Below are 10624 nucleotides of genomic sequence, written 5' to 3'. Positions count from 1 at the left end.
TTTAAAAAAGAAAGTAATTTTTGATTACCCAAACCAACTTTACACTAACATCAACACAGCGTATATCATACGGTTTACAGTGAAGCATTGCATGGGTTATTCAGCTTTGTTATTCATAGTATGGGTTAAATTATCAATCTATATTAAACTATTTTGACAACAGAAGTACCAATGCTTCTGCAGAATCCTTTAATGCGAAAATTAAAGCTTTTAGGATTGATCTCTTTTGTACTTGATCCCATTCTATTTGCAAACATAGAGTGACTTACAGAAGGGTTTTGTTAGATGGAAGTAGAAGTGTTGAGTAATCATTTTTACTCATTTCCTATTCTTATTACCCCAAAACAAAAAAGCCAATCATACGAATATGATTGGCTTTTTTTTACTTTACAGTGTGAAATTATCTTACACGTCTAACTTCTACTGCGTTTAATCCTTTTTTTCCTTTTTCTACTTCATAAGTAACTACATCGTTCTCACGAATACGATCTACTAAACCTGAAGTGTGTACGAAGATATCTGCTCCATTATCGTCTGGTGTGATAAATCCAAATCCTTTAGTTTCATTAAAAAACTTAACTGTTCCTTGTTGCATATTAATTAAAATTTATTATTCTTTTTTAGCTGCTTCTACAGCTCTTATTCCGTTTTTATTCTGTTCTAATTTGAAACTTATTTTCAATCCTTTTTCCAAAGGAATATTTAAGTCATTTTGATGCAGAAAGATACTTTCTTTGCTCTTAGAGTCAATGACGAAAGCGTACCCTTTATCCGTAACATAGCTAATCACACCTTCATGAGTATCTTGTGAGATTTTATCCGCTTTTTTACTTTCTTGCTTCTCGTATAGTGCTTGCTCCTCAGGGGTTAAGTGAGTAAGTTGCCCTAATTTATCAACGTAAACATACAAATCTTCTAAATCTTTCCCTTTGTTGTTGTTTTGTTTACGATCTTCTCTTCGTTTTAATTTTTCTTCTTGCTTTTGTTTTTTCTTTTTGTTGTTCTCTTTTTTAAAAAATGAATCTGCCATTAAATAATCTATAGTTAACAAATGTTTTCTTTTTCCATCTGTAGGTTTGTAAATATACAACATTGCTAAGATAAGCAATTAAGAGAAATAATTGATTATTAAATTATGTAGTTACAGTAAGGTTATTTTTTAGAATAAACCTTGTATTGAAAAGTTGTTCGGATGATACCTACTTACTACAAATGAAAATAAAAAATATTTATCTTTTTGGTGATAAATGCAAAAACAGTAGTAAAGGTTTGAAAAACATAAGCGCAGTAGTACTGCGTTTGAAATTTACCAGGCTATACATTAAGTTTAATTGCCATAATCAGTGCAAAGGTATAGTTTTTTTAATTAGGACAAGGGATTTTGTCGTTTTTTTTCATTTTTTCTTGCATAAAAATAATTTTAGGGGGTTTAATTCCATTCTACGTGTACTTTATAGTCTTGTAATAGTAGAGATGTATCGACTTTACGGGGTATTTTTGATTGTGTTGTTTTTTATCGTTTATATGTACAAAAATATAAAATAAATGGCTTAAAGATGTATATCAAGCAAAAATAAAAAGATAAATTAAATTGGGGCTAAAGCTTTAAAAATGTACCTTTGGGTGTAAAAAAGTTGAGAACTAACAATTTTTTTTTGATACTACCGTTTGATTGGGAATACAATTTGTTGACTCTGATTAATCCGTTATTTTGCATCGTTAGAAGTAATGAATTTAAGGCTATTTGCCTTACTTTGGAAAGGTATTGAGTAGGGATAAGCATTGGTTCTCCTCTTAAGAATATAAAGAATGAAAAAAAATTTAATTGTATTTGGTACAAGACCAGAAGCAATAAAAATGGCTCCTTTAGTTAAAGAGTTTAAAAAAAGGGGCAATCACTTTGATACACGGGTATGTGTAACAGCTCAACATAGAGAAATGTTGGATCAGGTACTAGATTTCTTTGATCTTGTACCAGAATATGATTTGAATTTGATGAAACCCGACCAAAATCTGTATACGTTAACAGGGGATATTATTGTTGGACTAAAAGATGTTCTAAGTGATTTTCAACCCGATTACGTATTTGTTCACGGTGATACCACTACCACAATGGCAGCAAGTTTAGCTGCTTTTTATGGTGGAGCGAAAGTATGTCATATAGAAGCAGGTTTGCGTACCCACAATAAATATTCTCCTTTTCCCGAAGAAATGAATCGACAGCTTACAGGGCGTCTTAGTGATTATCATTTTGCACCAACTGCAACTTCAAGGGATAATTTGATAAAAGAGAATGTTGCCCTCAATAACATTTTGGTGACAGGTAATACCGTAATTGATGCTTTATTAGAAAGCGTAGCAAGAGTTGAGGATTTACAGTATGATGAAATTGACTATCTCAAGCAAATAGTGGAACAAGAAAGGCGGTTGATTTTGGTTACGGGGCACAGGAGAGAAAATCACGGAGAAGGATTTATTCGCATTTGTCGAGCATTAAAAGAGATTGCAACCATGCATCCAGAGGTTCAGATTATATATCCTGTACATTTAAACCCAAATGTAAAAAAGCCAGTTTATGACCTTTTATCTGGAATTGATAATATTAAATTAATTAATCCATTGACCTATCCGTCTTTTGTATGGTTGATGAATCAGAGCTACCTTATTATAACAGATAGCGGAGGCGTACAAGAAGAAGCTCCTAGTCTAGGAAAACCGGTCTTAGTGATGCGTGATACTACAGAACGGCCAGAAGCAGTTGATGCAGGTACGGTTATTTTGGTAGGAACAGATCAAGCGAAAATTGTAAGTGAAACACACCGTTTATTGATTGATAATGAGCGTTACGCAGAAATGTCTGCTTTACATAATCCTTACGGTGATGGAAAGGCTTGTCAACGTATTGTTGATTTTATCGATCAATTATAGCAGTCAAGTAAAGACATGAATATATTAAAAATACAATTATAAAAATAACCCAATAAGAATGAATGTACAAGTAGTAACGATAGGTTTAGGGTATATTGGATTACCAACTTCGGCTTTAATTGCACAAAATAAAATACAAGTACATGGTGTGGATATTTCACAACAAGTTGTAGATACAATTAATGCAGGAAAAATTCACATCGTTGAACCTGATTTGGATCAAGCAGTTGCGCAAGCCGTACAAGCAGGGTATTTAAAAGCGGACACCAAGCCTGTGCAAGCCAATACGTATCTAATTGTGGTTCCAACTCCTTTTAAAGGGAATCACGAACCCGATATCTCCTATGTAAAAGCCGCTACTTCCGTAATCATTCCTTTGTTAAAAGAAGGCGATTTGTATATTATTGAATCCACTTCTCCGGTAGGTACTACGGAAAAGATGATGGAATATATTTTTGCTGAACGACCGGAATTAGAGGGTAAAATCTACTTGGCATACTGTCCAGAACGTGTATTACCGGGTAATGTTATGTATGAATTAGTCCATAATGATCGTGTAATTGGTGGAGTGGACGCAGCATCTACGCAAAAAGCAATTGCATTTTATGCTCAATTTGTACAGGGAACCTTACATCCAACCCATGCGCGCACAGCAGAAATGTGTAAACTAACAGAAAACTCTTCTCGTGACGTACAAATTGCTTTTGCCAATGAATTGTCTCTAATCTGCGATAAAGCAGGGATTAATGTATGGGAGTTGATTGAATTAGCTAATAAACATCCACGCGTAAATATTTTGCAACCCGGCTGTGGGGTAGGTGGACATTGTATTGCTGTAGATCCTTATTTTATTGTTTCTGAATTCCCTATGGAGTCAAGAATCATTGCACAAGCAAGAGAAGTTAATAACTACAAATCTTTTTGGTGTGCAGAAAAAGTGAAATCAACGCGTTTAGCCTTTGAATTAAAAGAGAAACGCGAACCCTCAATCGCCTTAATGGGACTGGCTTTTAAACCCAATATTGACGATTTACGCGAGTCACCAGCTATTTATATTACAGAGCGTATCTTGCAAGATTCTGGGGATGCAGATTTGTATATTGTAGAACCGAATGTTCAAGAACATAAAATATTTAAGTTGACGGATTACAATGAAGCGGTCGAAAAAGCTGATATTCTTGTTTTTCTAGTAGCCCATAAAGAATTTAAGACCCTAGATATCCCAAGTGATAAAGTTGTTTTGGATTTTTGTGGAATCAAACGAGCGTAAGGGCTTAACTAAAAAATAAGGCGCAAGAAACCTAGGTTTCTTGCGCCTTATTTTTTTGCGTTGTTGAATTAAAAAAAAAACTTTTTAGCTAAAAAAAACAGTTGTAATGGCTTGAATTTTAAGTAGCTAAAAAAGAATTGGAGTAGCATCCAAAGAGATTTTGTAACTTTGTATAAAAGTAATTGTAGTATGTTTAGGCATCAAGGGAAGAGTCGTACGTATTCACACAATCTTAAATTAGCCTCTTTATTATCCTGTGTAGCGGGGATTGTTAATATTGTTGGCGTTTTAGGTGTGCATACCTTGACTACGAATGTAACGGGGCATTTTGCATTTTTTGCGGAAGAATTTATTGAAGAGAATTACAGTAGGGCAATGGTTTACCTGATTTATACGTTTTTCTTTTTCTTAGGAGCCTTTGTTTCTAGTTTTATTATGGAGTGGGGATTGAAACACAAATCCGAGGTTTCCTATGTTATACCCATTCTTATTGAAGTTGTTTTATTGCTGAGTATCGGTCTAGTTGATGTTTTTTATGAAGACGCCTTAGCTAAATACCGCGTTTTTTGCGCTTTAGCCTTATTATTTTCAATGGGCTTGCAAAACGCATTGGTTACCCGAGTTTCTGGCGCTGTAGTGCGAACAACGCACCTAACGGGCTTGTTTACGGATATGGGCATTGTCCTTTCCCAACTGTTTTTCTATAGAGATCGCGTAGAGCGCAAGCGGTTATACCGCAGTGTTATCTTGATGCTCGCCATTATTGGTTGTTTCTTTATTGGATGTGTAGCTGGCGGTTTTATGTATTTTCACTATCAATTTAAAACCTTGTTTTTAGCTGTGCTTTTACTGGTGCTAGCCTTATGGTACGACCAATTGTTACTCAGCTATTATGCCTTAAGACGCAAAATTCAAAAGAGAGACTTTCGTCTCTAAGCAACGCGATTTTGTCTTTTTCTCTCTAATTTTTTCTCTTCTTAGCTCACTAATACCTTTTGGTCTTGTTCGGGAGTTCTTCGAGAAAACACCCCTTTTTTCGAACAAAACCCGAACAAGACCAAAAGAACACTCGAAGAAATACCGAGTGAAATTCAAAAAAACAACCTATTTAGTTACTTTATGCCGACGCGAAAAATAGGGAGGTAAGTACAGCAATTGAGTAGTGCACAAAACTTTCATGGAGCTAGCTAAGGCGGGAGGCAGTGGTATTTCTTTCTTTTTTATTAGCTACTAGAAAGAACAAAAATTACTTTTCAATCGATCGCAAGGCTTTTTTGCTAATATAAAGCGTGGCTTTCGATGGACTTTCTTCTTGCCAGCGCGTACAAATAGCTCGAACAAATTCAGGTTGTGTTTTACTGGCATCATTCAGCCAATTGCCCACGCTGTCTTGTACATACTTGACAGAATCATTGCGCAAATTTTCCAGTAGCGCTAGTGCTAGTTCAGGGTTGTCTTTAAGTGCTTCGATATGGGCGCACCAAACGCCTCTGGGTCTGGTTGATTCTGTAGCGAAACGGCGGATGTTTGCATCGGCGTTTAAGGTCCAGGGTTCGAGAATTTGCAAACTCAAGGCGAGATTGGCACTAATTGTTGGTCGAACCGCCATCCAGGCTGTTTCTCTTACGCCAAAATGGGAATCTGCTGCAAATATTTGAATCGCTTCTAGTTGTTTTTGGGGACTAAGTGCAGGGTCGCACCCAATCATATACGTAGCCCAGCATCGGGCCATATCCGAGGGGTGTTGACTTAAAAACGCAAAGAGTTCCTCGTCTTTGTTAAGCGTGACTTGCTCGAGTAAAACCTGACCGATTGTTGCGTTTTTTAACGTGATTGTCGGTTTTTTTATGTCTTCCAATGCATCTAATACCGCATCCAAGTACTGCAGCTTATTGCTTTGCTGTAGTAGATTTTTGACTAATTCTACCACGTCAATAGCTAGCCATTCTACTAGGTTAGCAGTTTCTATTTCTCCTTGATTCAATTGTTGCAAGAGAGCAGGTGGGATGGATGCAATTGTTCTCGAACCTTTACGTTTCGTTTCTTTCATACGGATGGCTATTTGGTTTGACGTACAAAGGTTAGTCTCTTTTTTGACTCTTGCAATACCGCATAAAAAAGTCACCCTCCCCCTAGAAATTTAAGATAGAAATGAGAAATTGCAGTGAGAGCCCATAGTAAGAGATTTATTTTGATTTATTGGTCATTCAAAAATACAGAGCAATAGACCTTGTCAATTTTGAGTTGCAATTAGGAGGAGGAAAAGAAAGAGAGAAGAAAGAGAGAAGACTGGGGAAAGAAGGAAGGTCAAATTAAATATTCAATCTTTACAAAAAGTGAAGTTTTAGCTAAAGTTGAAAAAGGCGATTAAGTTGAATTAAAATCAGTATGGGGCTATTTTTTTTGTTTTTGTTGAAGTAAATTAAGTTTTTTTAACTTTAATTTTGTGAAATGAGTGTTTTTTGAAGTACTCGCTCAATTCGTATTTGCTTAAAAATAATAAATAGAATGCTATGCTAAATGCGTAAAAAATGTACCTTTGTCGATAAAGAAAAAAACTTGTAGTAAAGTGCAAGACAGGCTAAAAAGCTTACAAAGAAAAAATGAAAAAGATATTGATCACTGGTGGAGCTGGTTTTATTGGCTCTAATCTTACAGAGTACTTTTTAAATAAAGGATACTTTGTGCGTTGTTTGGATAATTTTGCAACCGGTTATCGCCACAACATTGAGGATTTTTTAAGTAATCCCAAGTATGAATTGTTAGAAGGTGATATTCGTGATTTGACAACCTGTCAACAAGCGGTAGAAGGTGTAGATTATGTATTGCATCAAGCAGCATTAGGTTCTGTACCGCGTTCAATTAATGATCCAATTACTTCTAATGAAGTAAATATCAATGGCTTTTTGAATATGTTAGTGGCCGTACGTGATGGTGGAGTAAAACGCATGGTTTATGCTGCTAGTTCTTCTACCTATGGGGATTCACCTGCTTTACCTAAAGTAGAAGACGTTATTGGAAAACCACTTTCACCCTATGCAGTTACCAAATACGTGAATGAATTATATGCAGATGTGTTTGCAAAAACCTATGGCATAGAAATTATTGGTTTACGCTATTTCAATGTATTTGGTCGTCGTCAAAATACAAGAGGCGCTTATGCGGCGGTTATTCCTTTATTCACCAAACAGTTTATTCAACACGAAAGCCCTACAATCAATGGAACGGGAGAAAATTCACGCGATTTTACTTATATTGATAATGTGATTCAAATGAACGAACGTGCCATGCTAACCGATAATAAAGCGGCAATTAATACCGTTTATAATACGGCTGTTGGTGATCGTACAAATTTGAATCAATTGGTAGGCTATTTGAAAGAGTTTTTGACGGAATACGATGCTGAAATAGCCAATGTAGAGGTAAAACACGGACCGAATCGACAAGGTGATGTAGCTCATTCCTTAGCTTCTGTTGATAAAGCAAAAACATTGTTGGGGTATGAACCGACATATGTGATTCGCGAAGGATTAAAAGAAGCGGTGAAATGGTATTGGAAGCATAAAGAGATGCTTTAAAAAATAGAAAATAAAAGAGAAAGCCTTGTGCTTTATAATCAATAGGAACAAAACATTACATTATATTACATGAGTACACAACATAAAATTGCAGTTATAGGATTAGGCTATGTAGGTTTGCCATTGGCGCGTTTATTTGCTACAAAATTCCCAACGGTTGGTTTTGATATAAACAAAGGGCGTATTAATGAATTAAGAGAGGGGAAAGATAGTACGCTTGAGGTTGAAAATGAAATACTAAAAGCGGTAACCGTATCCATGAACCCTGTTTTAGCGAAAGAAGCGAAAGGCTTATTTTGTTCGTATGACTTAGGCGATATTACGGATTGTAATGTATTCGTAATTACGGTGCCAACACCAGTAGATAAACATAATCGCCCTGATTTAACGCCTTTGTATAAAGCTTCGGAAACGGTAGGGAAGGTATTGAAAAAAGGAGATATCGTTATTTATGAATCTACCGTATACCCTGGTGTAACAGAAGAAGAATGTGTGCCTGTATTAGAGCGCGTTTCGGGTTTAAAATTCAATGATGATTTTTATGCTGGCTATTCTCCAGAGCGTATTAATCCAGGAGATAAAGAACATACGGTTGAAAAAATATTAAAAGTAACTTCAGGAAGTACACCCGAAATTGGCGTAGTTGTGAACGATATTTACAAAGCCGTTATTACCGCAGGTACGCATTTGGCACCGACCATTAAAGTAGCTGAAGCAGCTAAAGTTATTGAGAATTCTCAACGCGATATCAACATTGCTTTTGTCAATGAATTAGCGAAGATTTTTAATCTTCTAGAGATTGATACCCATGCGGTATTAGAGGCTGCCGGAACTAAATGGAACTTCTTGCCGTTTAAACCTGGTTTAGTTGGAGGACATTGTATTGGAGTAGATCCTTACTATTTGGCACAAAAAGCCATGGAGAAGGGGTATCATCCAGAGATAATTTTGGCAGGCCGTCGTTTGAATGATTCGATGGGTGAATATGTGGCTGCTCAGGTAATCAAAACCATGATTAAAAAAGGAATTGATGTGAGTAAAGCGGAGGTATTAATGTTAGGCGTTACCTTCAAAGAAAACTGCCCAGATGTCCGCAATACGAAAATTGTAGATGTAATCGCTGCTTTAGAAGATTATGGCGTAAAAGTAACAACCTATGATCCATGGGCGAATCCAAATGAAGTAATGCATGAATATGGGGTAACAAGTAATACAACTTTGCCACAAGGACAATTTGATGCCGTAGTACTTGGTGTAGCACATAAAGAATTGTTAGTTTTGGATATTGAAAAACTGAAGAAAAATACGGCAATCGTATATGATGTGAAAGGATTGTTGAAAGAAGGCGTTGATAACAGGTTGTAACATTAATTTTAATAAAATAGTATATTAAAATGCTTTAGATAAAGATCTTAAAGTCTTTCTAAAAGTAAAAAAGCATCTATATATATAAATTGTTGTATAATCAACTTGTTGTGAGAATAAAAATTATTTGTGAATTATTCTTATTAATTTCTATAAATTGTATATTATTATAATTGATGTGAAAGGAGATGATTGTAAAGCTAGTCATTGTAATCTCTTAGAATTGCTAATGCAAATAATAGGAATTACTTTGAAGATATAGGATTTATACTATAGTAATTAAGTTTATTTGCATTAAAATGGTATTTAGGATACTGAAAATTTTGTAGGATTTGGATAAAATTTTGAAGAATAAGATAAATAGTATTGGATTGGCAATTTTTTTATGTGCTAATCCAATATCTTGGATATTTCCAGTATCTAATATTATTGTTTTTATATGTTTGTTTAGCCTAGTTTTATTACTATTAAATAATAATATAACAATATTTATTAATAAAAAGCTCTTTGTTTTTGTATTAATAATGGTTCTTTTTCTTTTTAGTTATGCATACTCATTACCTGACCGAGAAACATTTCTTCTTTATTTTTCTTCTTTTTTAGTTTTTGGGCTCACTGGAATTTTATATTCTTCTTGCGAAATTGATTACAAGTTTTTTTATTATGCTGTATCATTAATAGCAATAATTAGTATTCCTGGTATTTATTTAGTTGAATTTAAGGTCTTTGATTCTCTAGTTACGGCTTCTGGATTCTATATGGGAGTTTCTTATGGAGTATTAAGATTAATTTTAGCCCTGATATTAACAGTTTCATTTCTACATAAAAGAATATTTAAAATAATTGCTATCACTGTTATTCTATATTATTTAACATTTTATTTTAAATATGGTACTAGAGGGGCATTATTAGCATTACTTTTATTTTTAGCTTTAATATTCTTAGAAAAAAGAAAATTATTAAAAACGAGAGCTATAATCATATCCGTAATATTATTATTTCTAGTTTCTTTTGTTTTTATTGATTTACTCCTTTTGATTAAGGAAATTCTAGATAATTTTGGATATAATATTAAGGCTATTGATAAGATCTTAATGTTTAATGAAAGTCAGCAAGATCTTTCTAATGGTAGAGGAACATTATTGGGTTATGCTTTTTTAGATATTTTAGATAGTTTATTTATAGGAAACGGTATTGCTGTTTTTGATGAAAAATATGGTATTTATCCTCATAATTTTATTATTCAAGTCTTGTATGAAGGTGGATTATTGTATTTAATACCAATGTTGATTATTATTTTTCGATTTTTTAAAATTATTGTATCAAATCAGTATACTAAAGAATATAAAATATTTTTAATTTATCTTTTTTCCGCAGGTATAATAGAATTACTCTTTTCAAATGTATATTGGAGATCTGTGTTTTTTTGGTTATTTATGGGAGTGTTGTTAAATAATAAAAGGAAATAATAATAATAATAGAT

At 34.1% G+C, this 10624-nt stretch carries 10 protein-coding genes; 7 read left to right on the top strand and 3 right to left on the bottom strand.

Features of this window, described 5'->3' with window-relative positions:
- Positions 1 to 140 precede the first annotated feature (140 nt).
- Positions 141 to 236, top strand: coding sequence for a hypothetical protein (locus tag ACMHJ2_RS05230; RefSeq protein WP_413511909.1), 96 nt, complete (start codon positions 141 to 143; stop codon positions 234 to 236).
- A gap of 164 nt (positions 237 to 400) precedes the next feature.
- On the opposite strand, the gene ACMHJ2_RS05225 is transcribed toward ACMHJ2_RS05230, so the two are convergent.
- On the bottom strand, positions 401 to 595 hold the full coding sequence (locus ACMHJ2_RS05225; RefSeq protein WP_002991706.1) for a cold-shock protein: 195 nt from the start codon (positions 593 to 595) through the stop codon (positions 401 to 403).
- 15 nt (positions 596 to 610) lie between these two features.
- Positions 611 to 1030 (bottom strand): cold-shock protein, encoded by a 420-nt coding sequence (locus ACMHJ2_RS05220; RefSeq protein ID WP_413511903.1) that lies wholly within the window; start codon positions 1028 to 1030, stop codon positions 611 to 613.
- A 779-nt stretch (positions 1031 to 1809) separates the two neighbouring features.
- Between ACMHJ2_RS05220 and wecB the strand changes: the two genes are divergently transcribed.
- The 3 genes from wecB (at position 1810) to ACMHJ2_RS05205 (ending at position 5134) form a co-directional block, all read left to right on the top strand.
- On the top strand, positions 1810 to 2928 hold the full coding sequence (gene wecB, locus ACMHJ2_RS05215; RefSeq protein WP_413511902.1) for a non-hydrolyzing UDP-N-acetylglucosamine 2-epimerase: 1119 nt from the start codon (positions 1810 to 1812) through the stop codon (positions 2926 to 2928).
- Positions 2929 to 2986: 58 nt separating this feature from the next.
- Positions 2987 to 4198, top strand: coding sequence for a UDP-N-acetyl-D-mannosamine dehydrogenase (gene wecC, locus ACMHJ2_RS05210; protein WP_413511901.1), 1212 nt, complete (start codon positions 2987 to 2989; stop codon positions 4196 to 4198).
- Positions 4199 to 4387: 189 nt separating this feature from the next.
- Positions 4388 to 5134 (top strand): YoaK family protein, encoded by a 747-nt coding sequence (locus ACMHJ2_RS05205; RefSeq protein WP_413511900.1) that lies wholly within the window; start codon positions 4388 to 4390, stop codon positions 5132 to 5134.
- A 310-nt stretch (positions 5135 to 5444) separates the two neighbouring features.
- Here the strand turns inward: ACMHJ2_RS05205 and ACMHJ2_RS05200 are convergent, their stop codons facing one another.
- Positions 5445 to 6248 (bottom strand): DNA alkylation repair protein, encoded by an 804-nt coding sequence (locus tag ACMHJ2_RS05200; RefSeq protein ID WP_413511899.1) that lies wholly within the window; start codon positions 6246 to 6248, stop codon positions 5445 to 5447.
- Positions 6249 to 6801: 553 nt separating this feature from the next.
- Here ACMHJ2_RS05200 and ACMHJ2_RS05195 point away from each other — a divergent pair.
- From ACMHJ2_RS05195 to ACMHJ2_RS05185, 3 genes are all read left to right on the top strand, one after another.
- Complete coding sequence (locus ACMHJ2_RS05195) at positions 6802 to 7776, top strand: SDR family oxidoreductase (protein WP_413511898.1); 975 nt, start codon at positions 6802 to 6804, stop codon at positions 7774 to 7776.
- A 69-nt stretch (positions 7777 to 7845) separates the two neighbouring features.
- The gene (locus ACMHJ2_RS05190; protein ID WP_413511897.1) at positions 7846 to 9141 is read left to right on the top strand and encodes a nucleotide sugar dehydrogenase; all 1296 of its coding nucleotides are present in this window, start codon (positions 7846 to 7848) and stop codon (positions 9139 to 9141) included.
- 344 nt (positions 9142 to 9485) lie between these two features.
- Entirely contained in the window at positions 9486 to 10610 is a 1125-nt protein-coding gene (locus tag ACMHJ2_RS05185) for an O-antigen ligase family protein (protein ID WP_413511896.1), read from the top strand.
- Positions 10611 to 10624 lie beyond the last annotated feature (14 nt).

It is taken from the genome of Myroides odoratus (genome assembly GCF_965118575.1).
Lineage (GTDB): Bacteria > Bacteroidota > Bacteroidia > Flavobacteriales > Flavobacteriaceae > Flavobacterium > Flavobacterium odoratum_B.
The sequence above is the reverse complement of the archived record's forward strand: the minus strand, read 5'-3'. Positions and strand labels throughout refer to the sequence as shown.

Excerpts from the sequence above, each read along its gene's own strand:
- ACMHJ2_RS05225 (WP_002991706.1), bottom strand. The coding sequence starts at position 595 with ATGCAACAAGGAACAGTTAAGTTTTTTAATGAAACTAAAGGATTTGGA.
- ACMHJ2_RS05220 (WP_413511903.1), bottom strand. The coding sequence starts at position 1,030 with ATGGCAGATTCATTTTTTAAAAAAGAGAACAACAAAAAGAAAAAACAA.
- wecB (WP_413511902.1), top strand. The coding sequence starts at position 1,810 with ATGAAAAAAAATTTAATTGTATTTGGTACAAGACCAGAAGCAATAAAA.
- wecC (WP_413511901.1), top strand. The coding sequence starts at position 2,987 with ATGAATGTACAAGTAGTAACGATAGGTTTAGGGTATATTGGATTACCA.
- ACMHJ2_RS05205 (WP_413511900.1), top strand. The coding sequence starts at position 4,388 with ATGTTTAGGCATCAAGGGAAGAGTCGTACGTATTCACACAATCTTAAA.
- ACMHJ2_RS05200 (WP_413511899.1), bottom strand. The coding sequence starts at position 6,248 with ATGAAAGAAACGAAACGTAAAGGTTCGAGAACAATTGCATCCATCCCA.
- ACMHJ2_RS05195 (WP_413511898.1), top strand. The coding sequence starts at position 6,802 with ATGAAAAAGATATTGATCACTGGTGGAGCTGGTTTTATTGGCTCTAAT.
- ACMHJ2_RS05190 (WP_413511897.1), top strand. The coding sequence starts at position 7,846 with ATGAGTACACAACATAAAATTGCAGTTATAGGATTAGGCTATGTAGGT.